The sequence below is a fragment of the Nakamurella sp. UYEF19 genome, assembly GCF_040546275.1.
Classification (GTDB): Bacteria; Actinomycetota; Actinomycetes; order Mycobacteriales; family Nakamurellaceae; genus Nakamurella.
The window spans coordinates 119964-135744 of the sequence record NZ_JBEPNO010000007.1 but is presented as its reverse complement, the minus strand read 5'-3'; the positions used below and the strand labels follow the sequence as shown (position 1 = coordinate 135744).

Annotated in this window: 13 protein-coding genes; 11 read left to right on the top strand and 2 right to left on the bottom strand. The window is 67.3% G+C overall.

The features are described 5' to 3' along the window. Nucleotides 1–170 precede the first annotated feature (170 nt). From ABIB25_RS12295 to ABIB25_RS12280, 4 genes are read left to right on the top strand one after another with little or no spacing between them, the layout of a single operon-like run. Complete coding sequence (locus tag ABIB25_RS12295; RefSeq protein WP_354528745.1) at nucleotides 171–2111, top strand: glycoside hydrolase family 127 protein; 1941 nt, start codon at nucleotides 171–173, stop codon at nucleotides 2109–2111. Further along, the gene (locus ABIB25_RS12290; protein WP_354528744.1) at nucleotides 2108–3424 is read left to right on the top strand and encodes an extracellular solute-binding protein; all 1317 of its coding nucleotides are present in this window, start codon (nucleotides 2108–2110) and stop codon (nucleotides 3422–3424) included. Before ABIB25_RS12295 ends, ABIB25_RS12290 begins: the two co-directional genes overlap by 4 nt. Beyond that, a complete protein-coding gene (locus ABIB25_RS12285; RefSeq protein ID WP_354528743.1) occupies nucleotides 3421–4356 on the top strand; it encodes a carbohydrate ABC transporter permease in 936 nt (311 codons plus the stop codon). Before ABIB25_RS12290 ends, ABIB25_RS12285 begins: the two co-directional genes overlap by 4 nt. Further along, nucleotides 4356–5234, top strand: coding sequence for a carbohydrate ABC transporter permease (locus ABIB25_RS12280; RefSeq protein WP_354528742.1), 879 nt, complete (start codon nucleotides 4356–4358; stop codon nucleotides 5232–5234). Before ABIB25_RS12285 ends, ABIB25_RS12280 begins: the two co-directional genes overlap by 1 nt. Here the strand turns inward: ABIB25_RS12280 and ABIB25_RS12275 are convergent. Beyond that, a complete protein-coding gene (locus ABIB25_RS12275) occupies nucleotides 5224–5598 on the bottom strand; it encodes an HNH endonuclease (RefSeq protein ID WP_354528741.1) in 375 nt (124 codons plus the stop codon). The two genes, ABIB25_RS12280 and ABIB25_RS12275, sit on opposite strands and share 11 nt — an antisense overlap. 86 nt (nucleotides 5599–5684) lie before the next feature. Between ABIB25_RS12275 and ABIB25_RS12270 the strand changes: the two genes are divergently transcribed. From ABIB25_RS12270 to ABIB25_RS12245, 6 genes are all read left to right on the top strand, one after another. Next, a complete protein-coding gene (locus ABIB25_RS12270) occupies nucleotides 5685–6698 on the top strand; it encodes a LacI family DNA-binding transcriptional regulator (RefSeq protein WP_354528740.1) in 1014 nt (337 codons plus the stop codon). Nucleotides 6699–6811: 113 nt separating this feature from the next. Continuing rightward, the gene (locus ABIB25_RS12265; RefSeq protein ID WP_354528739.1) at nucleotides 6812–8098 is read left to right on the top strand and encodes an extracellular solute-binding protein; all 1287 of its coding nucleotides are present in this window, start codon (nucleotides 6812–6814) and stop codon (nucleotides 8096–8098) included. A 10-nt stretch (nucleotides 8099–8108) separates the two neighbouring features. Then, nucleotides 8109–9080 (top strand): carbohydrate ABC transporter permease, encoded by a 972-nt coding sequence (locus tag ABIB25_RS12260; RefSeq protein ID WP_354528738.1) that lies wholly within the window; start codon nucleotides 8109–8111, stop codon nucleotides 9078–9080. A 41-nt stretch (nucleotides 9081–9121) separates the two neighbouring features. After that, on the top strand, nucleotides 9122–9967 hold the full coding sequence (locus tag ABIB25_RS12255) for a carbohydrate ABC transporter permease (RefSeq protein WP_354528849.1): 846 nt from the start codon (nucleotides 9122–9124) through the stop codon (nucleotides 9965–9967). 85 nt (nucleotides 9968–10052) lie between these two features. Then, nucleotides 10053–11081: a glycoside hydrolase family 130 protein gene (locus ABIB25_RS12250; RefSeq protein ID WP_354528848.1), complete on the top strand. Its 1029-nt coding sequence runs from the start codon at nucleotides 10053–10055 to the stop codon at nucleotides 11079–11081. A gap of 50 nt (nucleotides 11082–11131) precedes the next feature. After that, nucleotides 11132–13168 carry a hypothetical protein gene (locus tag ABIB25_RS12245; protein WP_354528737.1) on the top strand — a complete coding sequence of 679 codons (2037 nt, stop codon included), beginning with the start codon at nucleotides 11132–11134 and terminating at the stop codon, nucleotides 13166–13168. A 137-nt stretch (nucleotides 13169–13305) separates the two neighbouring features. Here the strand turns inward: ABIB25_RS12245 and ABIB25_RS12240 are convergent, their stop codons facing one another. Next, entirely contained in the window at nucleotides 13306–14469 is a 1164-nt protein-coding gene (locus ABIB25_RS12240; protein ID WP_354528736.1) for a hypothetical protein, read from the bottom strand. Between the two features lie 142 nt (nucleotides 14470–14611). Here ABIB25_RS12240 and ABIB25_RS12235 point away from each other — a divergent pair, with 142 nt between their 5' ends. Next, nucleotides 14612–15721 carry a hypothetical protein gene (locus tag ABIB25_RS12235; protein WP_354528735.1) on the top strand — a complete coding sequence of 370 codons (1110 nt, stop codon included), beginning with the start codon at nucleotides 14612–14614 and terminating at the stop codon, nucleotides 15719–15721. The last annotated feature ends 60 nt before the right edge of the window (nucleotides 15722–15781 follow it).

The window sequence follows — 15781 nt, the reverse complement described above, 5'->3', positions numbered from 1 at the left end:
ACGGTGCCCACTGCATTCTGGCCGGACCCCGTACGGCCCGACCCCTTGACACCTGTTGAAACCTGGTCGTAACCTTCGACCGTCTTCGAAATCGATTTCGATAAGTCTAGCCCACGTCCCGCGTGTTGGCGTCCGGATTGCCCGGATCCCACGTCTGGTAGGAGATCTGCATGGTTGTGCATCCTGATTCGACCCTGCTCGCCGGCGGCGGCCCGGTGGCTCCCACGGCCGGCGCGCGGGTCACCCTGCGACCGCTACCGCTGCGCGCTGTGCGGATCGAGGGCGGCCTGTGGGCCGAGCGGCAGCGGATCAACCGCGACGTCAGCATTCCGATCGGATCCCGTCGTCTACGGGAAGCGGGTAATCTCGCCGACCTCGAGGCCGCCGCGAACGGCACCACCACCGCAGCCGGTGTGGAGTACCAGGGCCCGCTGTTCATGGATTCCGACGTCTACAAATGGCTGGAGGCGGTGGCCTGGGAGAATGGCCGGGAGCCCGCCGAGGGCCTCGGTGCCGAACTCGAGACGTTCACCGCCGCAGTGCAGGCGGCGCAGCAGGCCGACGGGTACCTGAACAGCTTCGTGCAGGTGACCCGCGGTGGGCGGGAGCGTTACCGGGAGTTGGCTTTCAGCCACGAGATGTACTGCTACGGCCACCTGATCCAGGCCGCCGTGGCGGGCCGTCGCGCCGGGTCGGACGCCGGCCTCTGGGACGTCGCGATCCGGGTGGCCGACCATCTGGTCGAAACCTTCGGCCCGACCGGTAATACCGACATCGACGGGCATCCGGTGATCGAGATGGCGCTCGTCGAGCTCTATCGCGAGTGCGGCGACGCCCGCTACCTCGACCTGGCAGCGCATTTCGTCGACGCCCGGGGTCACGGGCTGAACCGGGCCTACGGCCGGGAGCCGATCTACTTCTCCGACCGGGTCCCGGCACGCGACTCCGAGACGGTGGAGGGACATGCGGTGCGGGCGTTGTACTTCGCGGCCGGGGTGGCCGACGTCATCGCCGAGGGCAAGGATCCCGGCCGCACCCTGGACGCCGCGCAGCACCGGCAGTGGGAACACATGGTGGCGACCAAGACCTACCTGACCGGCGGCAACGGTTCACGGTGGGACGGCGAGGCTTTCGGTGATCCCTACGAGCTGCCGACCGACGTGGCCTACTGCGAGACCTGCGCCGCCATCGGCAGTGTGCAGTGGAGTTGGCGACGGCTGCTGGCCACCGGCGACGTGCGCTACGCCGACCTCATCGAACGGACGCTGCTCAACGGCTTCCTGAGCGGGGTCTCGCAGAGCGGTGACGAATTCTTCTACGTGAACGCGCTGCAGGTCCGCGCAGATGCTGTTCCCGACGACCACCGTCAGCCGGCGACCGGCCGGCAGGGCTGGTTCCAGACCGCCTGCTGCCCGCCCAACGTCATGCGGACGATCAGTTCGATCCAGACGTACCTGGCCACCACCGACGACAATGGGATCCAGCTGCACCAGTACGCCGCCGGCACCGTCTCGCTGGACGAACGGCGGTTGTCGATCCGCACCGAATACCCCTGGCAGGAGGCGATTTCGGTGACGGTCGACGCGACCGACGCAGGCCGGTGGGCGCTCTCGCTCCGCATTCCGGCCTGGTGCCACGGCGCCACCATCGCGATGGCCGGAGACGAACCCGCACCGGTGCTGTCGCAGGTGGGATACGCAGTGGTGGAACGGGAGTGGACTGCCGGGGACACTGTGGTGCTGACCCTGCCGATGCCGGCGCGACTCACGGCCGGCCACCACCGCGTCGACGCTGTCCGAGGCGCCCGCGCCATCGAACGGGGACCGCTGGTCTACGCCGTCGAGCAGATCGATCTGCCTACGGATCTCGCGGTGGACGACCTCGAACTGGCCAGTGCCTCGGCTGCCGACCTCACCGCGGTACCCCGTCCCGACCTGCTCGGCGGGATCGTCACCATCACCGGATGGGGCTCGACCGTCGACGGGGCCACGGGAGAGTTCACGGCGGTGCCGTACCAGGTCTGGGCCAACCGCGGAGTCGGCCCGATGCGCGTCTGGATCCCATTGGCGCAGAACCTGTTCCAGACCCTGACCCCGGACGCGATCCGGTGAACGCAGGGCTGAGTCGCCGCGCAGTGTTGCTCGGTGGCGCGGGACTGCTGCTGGCCGCGTGCGGGGGTGCCGGCGTGCTGGACTCGCCAGATCTTTCCGCCGCCGGCTTCGGGACGAAGGCGACCGGCACCGTCCAGCTCTGGGTTCGCGCTGCGACGCAGGCGCTCTCGGCGCCGATCGTGACGAAGTTCAACAACACCCATCATGATCTGAACGTCGTGATGACCGCCATCCCGGACACCCAGTACGTCACCAAACTGGCGACTGCGATCCGCGGCCGCAACGTCCCGGACGTGGTGGACGTCGACGACATCAATTCCACCCTGCTGGCCTACCACGACGCGCTCACCGACATCACCGACCTGGTCAAGCCTCTGCCTTACCTGGACAAATTGAGTCCGGGACACCTGAACCTCGCCACCCTGGGCGGCCGCATCTACGCGCTGCCCTACGCGGCGGACGTCAGCGTGCTGCACTTCAACAAGACCCTCTTCACCAAGGCCGGTCTCGACCCGGCGAAGCCACCGGCGTCCCTCGCCGAGGTGGTCGCCGCAGCCCGGGCCATCACCAAACTCGGTGACGGTATCAAGGGCATCAGCTTCGGCGGGAACAACCCCGGCATCATGGGATTCATCGGTCTGCCCTCGGTCTGGGCCAGCAAGGACTATCTGTTCCGCGGCGAACCGGGGAACCAGACGGCGAACGTCGCCGACAACCGCGCGCTGCGAACGTTTCTCCAGGCCTACCAGACGATGTGGGCCGAAGGGCTCGCGACCACCAGCAGTCGGACCGAGAGCGGCGCGACCTGGGGCAAGGACTTCCTGACGGGCAAGATCGGGATCTGGCCCGGTAACGAGGGTGCACTGGTCGGCGGTGGCCTGACGAAAGAATTCGCCACCGAGGTCGGAGTGGTCCCGCTACCCGGCGCCGTCAGCGGAACCTGCGTCTTCGACGGCGGCGACAACATCGCCATTCCGCGGGGCGCGAGGAATGCCTCCGGCGCCTGGGAGTACATCCAATTCGCGCTGCAGACCGAGCAGCAGAGCCTCCTCCCCGAAGCCGGCTACACCCCCATCCGGTCCGACGTCGCCACGGCCGTGTTCCGGGCGAAGTACCCACGGACCGCGGTGGCCGTCGACGCCCTCCCGACCGGATACGCCGAGAAGACCATCGCCTACAACACCGCGGTCAACCAGACCAGCGGCCCGTTCTTCACCATGTGGACCAGAGCGGTGTTCGACGGCGACGTCGACGGTGCCTTCGCGGCCGCTCAGACCGGGTTCACCCGAGCACTCGGACAGGCCCAGACATGATCCACACCGATCTCCCGCCGGTGCAGGCTGCCGTCACACCGCCGCCGGCCAAGCGTCGACGGGGAACGCTGACCCACCCGTCCCGCACCGGAATGCTCCTGGTGGCACCGGCTTTCCTGTTCACCCTGGCCCTGGTGGTTTTCCCACTGGGCTTTGCGGTGTACATCTCACTGACCAACTGGCCGCTGATCGGCCGAGTCAAATTCATCGGCTTCGACAACTACCGGGCCATCGGCCAGGACACCACCTTCTGGCACGCGACGCTCTACACGCTCATCTACACGGCGATCGTCACGGTACCGATCTTCCTGCTGGGCTATGGCATGGCCGTCCTGGTCCGCAGCAACCGGCGCGGATCGGTCTTCTTCCGCACCGCGGTGTTCCTGCCGTACGTCATCGGGCTCAGTACTCTCAGTTTCATCACGCTGCTGGAGGTGCAGCCGGGAACGGGCGCCGTCAACACGGTGCTGAAGTTCCTCGGTCTCACCGACGGGCAGACGGCATGGCTGGTCGACACCATTCCCGCCACCGCGGTGATCTGCGTGCTGGTGATCTGGGCGGCCTCCGGTCTCACCATGATGCTGTTGATGGCCGGCATGCAGGCCATCCCGCAGGAGGTCTACGAATCCGCCGACCTCGACGGGGCCGGCTGGTGGGCCAAGGAGCTGCGTGTCACCCTTCCGTTGTTGCGGAGAACCATTGCCCTGACACTCATCCTGTCGGTGATCGGCTCGTTCCTGGCGTTCAACCAGTTCTACATCCTGACGCAGGGCGGCCCGGGGACCAGTACCACGACGGTCGTCATGTGGATCTACGAACGTGCCTTCGTCGAGCTGCACCTCGGCGCGGCGACCACCCTGTCGATCATCCTGGTCGTCGTGGTCGGCATCATCAGCGCCATCCAGTTCTTCGCCCTGCGTCAGGAGGACTGATGGCCACCCACACCCTGGGGCGGACCATGCGGCCGGCCCAGCACCCCCGTCGCACCGGCACGATCTTCTACTGGACCGCCGGGATCCTCGTCAGCATCATCTTTCTCGTCCCGTTGCTGTGGGCGGTCATCCGGTCCCTGCAGCCCGCCGCGAGCATCACCGCCGCCCCGTCCTGGAACAATTTCACCGACTTCACCGGCTCGAACTACTCCGACCTGTTCTCCGGCCAGATCCATCTCTGGCGATACATCGGCAACAGTCTGATCGTCTCCATCGGAACGGGTGTGCTCGTCGCCGTGTTGTCCGCGCTGGCCGGCTACGGTTTCGCGAAGTTCAGGTTCGCCGGTTCCGGTCTCGTCTTCGGGCTGATCATCCTGACGTTGATGGTGCCGTTCCAGGCGGTCCTGACGCCGTTGTTCCTGGAACTCAACGCACTTCACCTGACGGACAGCCGGATCGGGTTGATCCTCTTCTATACCACCTTCAACCTGCCGTTCGGAGTGTTCGTGATGCGGAACAGCTTTGCGTCGCTCCCGCCGGAACTCGAGGAATCCGCCTTCATCGACGGCTGCGGCCCGATCAAGACGCTGCTGCTGGTGCTCCGTCCGCTGATCCTGCCCGGGGTCGCCACCACGATCCTGTTCTCGTTCCTCGCGTCGTGGACGGAGTTCCTCGGGGCGTTGACCTTCCTGACCGACACGAACCTGTTCACCCTGCCGGTGGCGTTGCTGAACATCCAGAGCGGAACCTACGGCAACCTCAACTACGGGTACCTGGTCGCCGGGTCGGTGATCGCAATGGTGCCCTGCGTGATCCTCTACGTTGCGCTGCAACGCTTCTACATCGGCGGGCTGTCCAGCGGCGCGGTCAAGGGCTGAGCCCCGCCCGACAGTCGACGGCCGTCATCCGCAGGGCGTCGGCAGCACGTCGGCGTTGGGCCTTCGTCTTCCACTTGCGCGGACGGGTCCGGAACGGCGGCAACGGTTCTCCGGTGGCGGGCATCTCGTCCAACGGCACCGGCACCCAGTCGGTCCGTGATCCCTTGGTGCGGTTGCAGGACTGACAGGCCGACACGCAGTTGACCAAAGTGGTCCGGCCGCCCAGGGAGACCGGCCAGATGTGGTCGATCTCGATGACGTCCGGCTTGCCGGCGCAGTAGCGGCACAGCCCGCCGTCGCGCGCGACGATCGCGGCACGGACCTCGACGGTCGACCTGGCCCAGCGCGGGTCCCTCACCAGCATGCTGCTCACGCTACCGGGGCCTCTTGACAATCCGCGTCTAAACCGGTTTAGTCGTCTTCACCATTCGAGGACGAAGGGAGACCGGGGTGAGCGCCAAGCCGACCATTTCCGACGTCGCCGCGCGCGCCGGGGTGTCCAAAACTCTCGTCTCCTTCGTCCTCAACGATCGGCCGGGCGTCTCCGCCGACGCCAGATCCCGGATCCTGCAGGCCGTCGACGACCTCGAGTTCCGCCCGAGTCGTGCCGCCCGAGCGTTGTCGTCCTCGAAGACCTCCGCGCTCGGCCTCGTGCTGGCCAGGCAGCCGGAGATGCTGCGCGCCGATCCCTTCTTCCCGCCGTTCATTGCGGGGGTGGAGAAGGTCATTGCGCCGGCCGACATGGCGCTGATGCTGCGTTTCGTGCCGGACGCCGTCGCCGAACGCGCCGCGTATACCGAACTGTCCCATGGCCGCGCCGACGGCGTCATCGTGACCGATATCCGCAGCGACGATCCGCGTCCGGAGCTCTTGGCGCGGCTCGGTCTGCCGGCCGTCACGCTGAATCGCCCGGCACCCGACTCACCTGCTCCGGCAGTCTGTCTCGACGACACCCAGGGCGTCAGGGAAGCGGTCGACCATCTGATCGCGCTCGGTCACCGACGCATCGCGCACGTGGGCGGCCCGACCGAGTACCTGCACGCCGATCACCGCCGGCGGCAGTGGGCCGAGACCATGGCCGCGGCCGGCCTGCCGTCCGGCAGCTACGTCGAGGCCGACTTCACCGCAGCCGGGGGAGCCAGGGCCACCGCCCAACTGCTCGATGGTGCTGACCCTCCCACCGCGATCCTCTACGCCAGCGACCTGATGGCCATGGCGGGCATGGCCGAGGCCCACCGCCGCGGCATCCGGATTCCCGACGATCTGTCGGTGGTTGGGTTCGACGATTCGGAACTGTCAGCCCACCTGCACCCGCCGCTCACGACCGTGCGCACCGACGCGTTCGGATGGGGGCAGGCCGCCGCCACTGCTCTCCTTTCCTACCTGGCAGGACAACACGTAGCCGACGTGGAACTGTCGGCCGCGGTCTTCGTCCTCCGGGAGTCGACCGCCCCACCGCCTTGACCTGCTGCACCGCAACAGTTTCTAGACCAGTACGCTCCGGGCCGGAACAGTGGCCACGGAGTTCGACGCCGCACGCCCGCAACCCCCGATCACCCCACGACAAGGGAAACGTCATGAAACGCACCTCCTTGGCCGTCGCCGGCCTGCTCGCAGCATCCATCGCGCTGACGGCCTGCGGCAGCAGCAGTACCGGCGCCGCGGCCGGATCCGCCACCACCGGACCGATCAAGATCTGGTACTCCAACAATGCCCAGGAAGTGACCTGGGGCAAGCAGGTCGTCAGTGCCTGGAACACCGCCCATCCGGATCAGACGGTGACGGCCCAGGAGGTCCCGGCCGGCAAGTCCTCGGAGGAGGTCATCGGTGCGGCGATCACCGCCGGCACCGAGCCGTGCCTGATCTACAACACCTCCCCGGCTGCCGTACCGCAGTTCCAGAAGCAGGGCGGGCTGGTCGATCTCAACTCGTTCGCCGACGGCGCGTCCTACGTCGAGGCGCGGACGGGCGATCTGGCCAAGCAGTACCAGTCCAGCGACGGCCACTTCTACCAGATGCCCTGGAAGTCGAACCCGGTGATGATCTTCTTCAACAAGAAGGTGTTCGCCAAGGCCGGGATCAGTACCACCGCTCCACCCCTGAGCACGTACGCCGACTTCCTGACCACCTCGGAGAAGATCGTCTCCTCGGGCGCCGCGAAGTACGCCATCTATCCGGCGCCGAGCAGCGAGTTCTACCAGTCCTGGTTCGACTTCTATCCGCTCTACGCCGCGCAGACCGGTGGCAAACAGTTGGTGGTGGACAACAAGTCGACCTTCAGCACCGCGGACGGTCAGGCGGTGGCCACCTTCTGGCAGTCCCTCTACACCAAGAAGCTCGCCGGCACCGAGACCTACAACGGCGACTCCTTCGCCGCCGGTGTCGCAGCCATGGCCGTCGTCGGACCCTGGGCCATCGCCAACTACAAGGGCAAGGTCGACTGGGGTGTCGTCCCGGTTCCGACCGAGAAGGGCATGACGGCGGCGCAGACCCACACCTTCTCGGACGCGAAGAACGTGGCCATGTATGCAAGCTGCCAGAACCGCGGCACCGCCTGGGATTTCCTGAAGTTCTCCACGAGCCAGGCGCAGGATTCCCAGCTGCTCACCCTGACCGGCCAGATGCCGCTGCGCAAGGATCTCTCCACGGCCTTCGCCGCCTACTTCACGGCCAATCCGGACTACAAGTTGTTCGCCGACCAGGCCGCCCGCACCGTCGAGGTGCCCAACGTCGCCAACTCCGTGCAGATCTGGCAGACCTTCCGGGACGCCTGGTCTTCGTCGGTGATCTTCGGAAAGTCCGACCCCAAGACGGCGCTCCCGGGGGCGGCGACGAAGATCGATTCGCTGGCCGGCCAGTCCTGAGAGCGCTGCCATGACAACGCCTGTCATCAAGCGGGCGGCGGCCCCCCCGCGCCGGCCGGATCGCCAGGGAGATGGTGCGGACAAGGCCCGCCATGATCGGTTGCTGGTCAGGATCTTCGGCCGGCAGCCGATCGGGATCGCCCTTGCGGCACCGTATGCCGTCTTCATCGGGGCGATCTTCGCCTTCCCGCTGGGGTTCGCGGTGTACATGTCGTTCCACGACTACTTCTTCACCGCACCCGGGGTCAACGTCCCGCACCCGTTCGTCGGCTTGACGAACTACAAGACCGCACTGTCCGATCCCGACGTGCTCAATTCTTTCGTGCACGTCGGGGTCTTCCTGATCATCAATGTCCCACTCACCGTCGTCCTCTCGCTCGGCCTTGCCGCAGCGCTGAACCAGGCGATCATCGGGCGCACCTTCTTCCGGGTCGCCTACTACGTCCCGTACGTGACGGCCAGCGTCGCCGTGGTCGGGGTCTGGCTGTTCCTGTTCAACTCCGACGGGTTCATCAACACCCTGCTCGGGCCGCTGGCCCCCAGCCCGTCCTGGTTGGTGAACTCGTTCTGGGCCATGCCGACGATCGCGATCTTCGTGACCTGGAAACAGCTGGGATTCTTCATCCTGCTCTATCTGGCTGCCCTGCAGAACGTACCGAAAGAGCTGTACGAATCAGCTGCCACCGACGGCGCGGGCAAGTGGAAATCCTTCACCGCGGTGACGATTCCGGGTGTTCGCCCGGCGACCGGACTGGTGGTCCTGCTGGCCATCGTCACCGGTGCGAACCTCTTCACCGAGCCGTATCTGCTGACCTCCGGCGGCGGTCCGGACAAGGCGTCGACCTCTCCGGTGCTGCTGATGTACCAGAAGGGCATCCAACAGGGCAATCCCGACGTGGCCTCGGCCATCGGGGTGGTGCTGGTGATCGTGGTGCTGATCATCGCGTTGATCGGTCGACGGTTCACCGAGGGAGAGAAATGACCAGCCAGGTGGTCAAGGCCACACCGGACATCGTGAAGCCGATGAAGCGAACACAGGGCCGTGGAAGCCGCATCCTGACGACGGTCGTGCTGTTGATCGGTGCGGTCGCGTTCCTGTTCCCGTTCTACTACATGGTCATCGGGTCGCTGCAGAAGGAACCGGACACCACCCTGGCGGGTGCGTTTCCGCGCTTCTCCAACATCACCGGACACAACTTCGCCCAGATCAACGGGTCCATCGATCTCTGGCGATCGCTGCTGAACTCCGGCATCTTCACCGGCGGAGTCCTGCTGTGCACCATGTTCTTCGGGGTGCTCGCTGGCTACGCGTTGGCGCTGCTGCATTTCCGGGGCAAGGGAACGGTCTTCGGCGCCATGCTGCTGATGCAGGTGGTGCCGTTCCAGCTGCTGATGATTCCGCTGTACGTCCTCATCGCCCGCACCTACGGATTGGCTGACAACTACCTCGGCATGATCCTGCCGTACGCAATAAACTCCACCGCGGTCTTCATCTTCCGGCAGTACTTCCTGCAATTGCCAGGGGAACTGTTCGACGCCGCCCGCATCGACGGGGCCAACGAGCTCCGGGTGCTGAGATCCATTGCCCTGCCGCTCGTCCGGCCCGCCATGCTCACGGCGGTGCTGCTGACCTTCATCGGCCCGTGGAACGAGTTCCTGTGGCCGTTCCTGATCACGAAGGACCAGAAGAAGCAACCGCTCGCCGTCTCCCTGGCCAACTACATCTCGACTGTCTCCGGCTCGGCCTCCAACCCGTTCGGAGCCATCCTGGCCGGCGCCGTGGTGCTCGCCGTTCCGGCCGTCGGCCTGTTCATCCTCTTCCAGCGCAAATTCATCTCCACCGATCTCGGATCCGGTGTGAAGGGATAACTCCTTGTCCAGCCAGGTTCTACCCGAACAGATCTCGTCCATCGGGACAACCGTTCCCTACTCCCTGAACCGGGTGGGCACCCTCATGGTGCCCGACCCCGGTAATCCCGACGAGGCCGAAGGCGTACTGAATCCGGCGAGCGGGCGCGGCCCCGACGGTCAGCTGTACCTGCTGCCGCGACTTGTCGCTTCCGGCAACGTCTCGCGGGTCGGTCTGGCCACCGTCGACCTCGTCGACGGTGTTCCCACTGGCGTTTCGCGCCGCGGAGTGGTGCTCGCGCCCGAGACCGGCTGGGAGCAGAGCCCCAGCCACAGCGGTGTCGAGGATCCACGGGTCACGTTCGTCCCGATGCTGGGTCGGTTCCTGATGACCTACGTCGCCTACGGTCCACTCGGCCCGCGGCCGGCGTTGGCCACCTCCGTCGACCTGCTGAGCTGGAAGCGGCTGGGGCCCCTGCACTTCGAGTACCAGGAGGACCTGGACGTCGATCTCAACCTGATCCCGAACAAGGATGTCGTCTTCTTCCCGGAGCCGGTTCCCGGTCCGGACGGCGAACTCTGCTTCGCCGCGCTGCACCGCCCGATGTGGGATCTGGACTGGATCGTGCCCGGTGCCGGTTCACCGCTGCCGACCGGGGTGACCGACGACCGACCGGGGATCTGGATCTCCTACATCCCGGTCGCGGCGGCCATTCAGAACGTCTCCGCGATGACGCATCTCGGCCGCCATCGGCTGGTGGCCATGCCCGAGTACGACTTCGAGGCACTGAAGATCGGCGCCGGACCGCCCCCCTTGCGTGTCCCGGAGGGTTGGCTGTTGATCCATCACGGCGTCGCCGGCGCTCTGGTTCCGGGCGTCGACCAGCAGCAGGCGGTCCACTACGCAGCCGGCGCGATGATCCTGTCGGCCGGGGACCCGTCGGTCGTTCTTGCCCGAACGGCCAAGCCGCTGCTGGAACCGGCACTCGGGGCCGAGATCAACGGCATCGTGCCCAATGTCGTCTTCCCGACGGCGATCGAACAGATCAACGACAGGACCTTCGTCTTCTACGGCATGGCCGATTCGCAGATCGGTGTCGCCACACTCGACCGCTCGGAGGAAACATCACCATGACCGCTACTCGTTGGAGTCGCAGGAGTCGTTGGGGTAGCAGGGTTGTCGCGATGACGGCCACCGCCGTGCTTGCGGCCGGGTTCGTGACGCCGTCGGCGCAGGCCGCACCGGTCAGCACTGCAGTGCAGGCGAACGCCGACGTCGGGCACGCCGCCGCGCCACTCACCAATCTGGCCCATCTGAACTACCTGACCGACCGGGTGACGGTGCCGGCGACGGCTGCCCACAACACCTATCGACTCGACACGCAGCCATCGGTCGGGGTGCTGTGGGTGTACGCGGATCCCCGTCCCGGCAACACCTTCGCACGGGTCGGCGGTGGCGCCTTCGATCCGGCCACCGGGCACTGGGGTCAGGGCTCCTTCGACGGCGACGACATCGCCAGGGCGGCCATCGTCTACCTGCGCCAGTGGAAGGCAACGGGTGATACCAGCTCGAAAACCGAAGCCTACGAGCAGCTTCGGGGCCTGGCCTACCTGCAGACGCTGAACGGGCCGCACGCCGGCGAGTCGGTCCTCTGGATGCAGCCCGACGGGACCCTCACCCCGTCGCCGACCCCGCCGGACTCGCCGAACCCGTCCGACTCCGGGGCCTCCTACTGGTTGGCCCGCAGTCTCTGGGCGTTCGGTGAGGGCTTCGCCGCCTTCCGCGACACCGACCCCGCGTTCGCCGCGTTCCTGCAGAGCCGGATGGATCTGGCGGTCACGGCGCTGCACCGCGACGTCCTGACCGACTACGGGAAGTACCAGATCATCCACGGGGTCAAGGTTCCTGCCTGGTTGATCGTCGATGGCGCCGACGCCTCGTCGGAGGCGATGCTGGGGTTGGCCTCCTACGTCAGGGCGACCGGATCCCGGACCGCCGACGGCGCTGGGGCCCGCACGGCACTCGGTCAGTTGGCTGCCGGTGTCGCACAGATGTCCGCCGGCACCACCACGACCTGGCCGTACCGCGCGGTGCTGCCGTGGGCGCTTTCCCGCTCCGACTGGCACGCCTGGGGTGCGCAGATGCCGGCCGGGCTGGCTGCGGCATCGACTGCGCTGCAGAACAAATCACTACTGACACCGGCGATCGGTGACGCCGCCGGATTCACCCCGCACCTGCTCACGGCGGCCGGACCCGACAACGGGTGGCTTCCGAGCCCGGTGGACGGCACGCAGATCGCCTACGGTGCCGATGCGCGGGTGCAGAGCCTGCTGGCCGTGGGGAAGGCCTCCGGTAGCAGCGGAATCCGGACGCTCGCCGGGGTGGCCGCCGGCTGGTTCTTCGGCCAGAACACCGCCGGCACACCGGTGTACGACCCGGCGACCGGCGTCACCAACGACGGCATCTCCTCCACCGGCGCCGTCAACCTCGGCAGTGGCGCCGAATCGACGATCCACGGACTGCTCACCATGCAGGTCCTCGACGCCAACCCGGATCTCCTGGCGATCGCCCGCGCTTCTTCCCATCTGGTGTCCCGGGACGGTCAACAGGTGATCGAGGCCGAAACCGCTGCGCTGCAGGGCAACGCAGCGGTGCAGACGCCGGCGTCCGCGTGGACCGGTGAGTCCCAGTGGAGCGGTTCGTTCGTCGCGGCCGGTGCCGGCAGCACCGTCACGTGGCCGTTGCCGGCGGCCGGTCAGCCACGACTGGTGCAGCCGATCGCCGAGCTCACGCCCGGATCGAAGGCGCAGTCCACCTTCTCGGCCGACGGTCGGATGCTGGGGCGGGTCCGCTTCGGTGCGGTGGGGGCGCAGGGCAATGCGCCGTCACCAACTGCATTGCTGCCGATCGACCTGTGGGTGCCGGCGCCCGCGAAGGCGACCACCCTGACTGCCACCACCAAGGGCGGCACCGGGAATCTCGATGCCCTGCTCGTCATCCCCCTCGTGTCGACGTTGACCACGCAGGGCAACGGACACGGAACCGTGCTGCTGAGCAGCGTCGTGTCGAGCAGCCAGCTTCACCGTGTCGCGGTGCCGGGCTCCGGTCCGTTCGTGGTGCGGTCCTACGACCGCAATGGCGTGCTGCATCGTTCGTCCACCTGCGGTAGCGGCGCGCTGGTGGAGATCCTGCCGGGCGGCTTCACCATCGCCAGTCGATAGGAGTCGGAGTCGACGAGACGGCCCGGGTTCGGTCGTGGGGTAACTCGGGCCGTCAGGGCGAGAGTCGAGCACCCCCGGCTGCCCGCTCGCCGTCCGCGGTCGGACACCGGTCGAGCGAAGTCGGCTGACGCCAAGCGTCACGAGTCCTTCGGAACGCCCTTGACGGGTCGGGGGCCGCCGCCACGCCGGGACGGCACGCGGGGTCCGGGGATCGAGATCAGTTCGGTGGGCCGCGACACCAGATGCTCGCGAGATCGCAGTAGGGGAAGCAACGAGTTGACGTGCTCATCCTGCTCGGGGTCCAGGGCTGCGGAGGGTGAAGTCAGCGCGGCGTCGAGGATGTTGCCGGCCTGCGTACCGGAGTACTTGACGAACGGGACGCCGGCAGCCCCGGCCCGTCCGGCCATCTCGTCGTGGAGCGCCACGACGTCGTCGAACAGCGTGCAGTCGCGGACCCCGCCGCCCTGGGCGTGATCGATCATCAGGCTGAAACCGTAGGCGAACCCGTCGATCCGGAATTGCAGCGCGAGAGATTCCTCGGCCTGGAAGGGATCTGCGAAGCCCTGGGCATCGATCCACTCCCCGGAACCGAGATGGGGCGCCCAGGGTAGGTCCGGCAGACCTGAGGCCACGAGTTGCTCCGCGGTTGCCGTTGCGGCGGCATGGATCTGGGAAGGGCCGACGCTGGCGAAGACCCGGGCCATCGCCACCGCCTCCGGACGTCCGGTGTCGGCCGCCTCCGCGAGCAGGTGTGCCATGGTCTCCAGCGCCTGACCATCCTGGTCGTACATCGCCAGGAAGGCGGCCCCGAACTGCTCGGCGGCAAAAGCCCTCGTATCCGGTTCCAGGAACACGGTCCAGTGGTCGAGTAGATCGGTCGCCCACTGTCGTTCGGAGAACACCGGCCCGTAGTCGCGGAGCCAGAGGAACAGACCCTGGACGTCGTCGCCGAACGTCGCCGCGTGATTGATGAACGGTTGGGGAGCGCCGGATTCGACCAGCGCCCGACGGAGATCCGAAGCGGTCGTTCCCGGGGGTGGACCGTCCGCGTCGGGTGGACCGTCCGGGACGGATGGACCTGCCGGGACGGATGGGCCTGCCGCGGCCGGTGGGATCGTGGGCGTCTCCCGGTGGGTCGACGCCCCCTGCTCGGTCAGCGCCTTTCCGATCCTCCGCTCGGGTGTGGGCCGGTGGGTCGCTGCGACTGCCTCGCCCGGTGCCGGAGAACCGGCGGCGAGGTCTTCGGGAAGGTCAGGGACCACCGAAAGATGACGTCTCCGCCTGCGCCCCCCCTCGCTCATGGCCCTGATGATGCCAGCCCAAGTCCGGGACGAACGGTGGTTCCGCGGATTGCTTATCCGATATGCCCGATGAGCGGCTTTCGCGGACTCGCTTTCCCCCGGACGTGGAACGGCGCGGCGCCCGCGCCCGACCATCTCTACTGTGGAGCGGGAGCAGGAGTGGCGCGGGTCGGAAGGGGCGGGCGAGATGGACGAGGACCAGTACCTGCTCGGACCGCCCGACCCGGCCTGGGCGAAACGTATGGCCAAGATCGAGAAGAAGTTCGTCAGGGCCGAGCAGCGCCAGGCCGGATACGTCGGTGCGCCGCCGTCACGCCGAGGTGTCCGGGCCGCCTACGTATCGGGCGCGGTGATCCTGGTCCTGCTGGTCTACGCCGCTGTCGTTCGGCCGTTCGGTGATCGCCCGGCGGTCGCGGGTTCTACGGTCGTCGGCATCAACGGTGGCCCGAACGCCATGGGCGGTATCGGCAGCAATGGGCCCAAGGCGACGAGCACCGGGTCCCGGGTCCCGGTCTCGGGGCTCACGTCGGCGGGCGAGGCCGCGCCGGGCGTCGGAGGCGACGATCCATTCAGCGGGACGCCGGCGGAGAGCTGGCACACCGCTGAGCTGGGCGTCGCCATGCCCGCCGCGTCGGCGGTCGGTTCGTACTCGGCCGCGCAGGTGCGGGACGGGCTCGATCTGGCCCACCGCTACATCGTCGCTGCGCGCACGGACCGCTCGGTACTCGTCGACCACCGGCTGCAGACCCTCGAGAACCTACTGGATCCGCGACAGGTCGCGGAGGAAAGCAGCGTGGCGACAGGACCGAACTCCTATCTCTCGCCGACCCTGCTCGCACCGGGGTTCGCTCTGGCCGCGCCGGCGAGGGTCACCGGCGCGGTGACGGTCGCGCAGGTCGAGCCCACGGCGACTGTGCCCGCACGACATCTGGCGGTGCAGGCGAACCTGGTCTGGGCCTACCCGTTGGTTCCTCATTCCGACACCTTGCGTGGTACCGGCAATCTCACGGTCCTGCACGAGCACCTGACGCTTGCCGTGTTTCCCGCCGCGCAGGGGTCCGCGACCCTCCGCGTCGAACGCGAGGACCGGTACGAGTCGAATGTCGATTGCGCTTATCTGGCGCAGGGGCTGATCGGCCTTCCGCGCATCAACGATCCGTCGGCGAGCCCCACCACCTCGGGGACGGTCCCGACCGGCACCCAGGTCTACGACCCCCGCACCCCGCTGACGGACGGCCGGACCTGTCGATAGCAGGCTCGCAGTCCTACCACTTCGCCTCGCCCGTCCGGCCGACATGGCAGGGTGAACCGC

Excerpts from the sequence above, each read along its gene's own strand:
- ABIB25_RS12260 (WP_354528738.1), top strand. The coding sequence starts at position 8,109 with ATGACAACGCCTGTCATCAAGCGGGCGGCGGCCCCCCCGCGCCGGCCG.
- ABIB25_RS12275 (WP_354528741.1), bottom strand. The coding sequence starts at position 5,598 with ATGCTGGTGAGGGACCCGCGCTGGGCCAGGTCGACCGTCGAGGTCCGT.
- ABIB25_RS12245 (WP_354528737.1), top strand. The coding sequence starts at position 11,132 with ATGACGGCCACCGCCGTGCTTGCGGCCGGGTTCGTGACGCCGTCGGCG.
- ABIB25_RS12280 (WP_354528742.1), top strand. The coding sequence starts at position 4,356 with ATGGCCACCCACACCCTGGGGCGGACCATGCGGCCGGCCCAGCACCCC.
- ABIB25_RS12255 (WP_354528849.1), top strand. The coding sequence starts at position 9,122 with ATGAAGCGAACACAGGGCCGTGGAAGCCGCATCCTGACGACGGTCGTG.
- ABIB25_RS12250 (WP_354528848.1), top strand. The coding sequence starts at position 10,053 with ATGGTGCCCGACCCCGGTAATCCCGACGAGGCCGAAGGCGTACTGAAT.
- ABIB25_RS12265 (WP_354528739.1), top strand. The coding sequence starts at position 6,812 with ATGAAACGCACCTCCTTGGCCGTCGCCGGCCTGCTCGCAGCATCCATC.
- ABIB25_RS12285 (WP_354528743.1), top strand. The coding sequence starts at position 3,421 with ATGATCCACACCGATCTCCCGCCGGTGCAGGCTGCCGTCACACCGCCG.
- ABIB25_RS12295 (WP_354528745.1), top strand. The coding sequence starts at position 171 with ATGGTTGTGCATCCTGATTCGACCCTGCTCGCCGGCGGCGGCCCGGTG.
- ABIB25_RS12240 (WP_354528736.1), bottom strand. The coding sequence starts at position 14,469 with ATGAGCGAGGGGGGGCGCAGGCGGAGACGTCATCTTTCGGTGGTCCCT.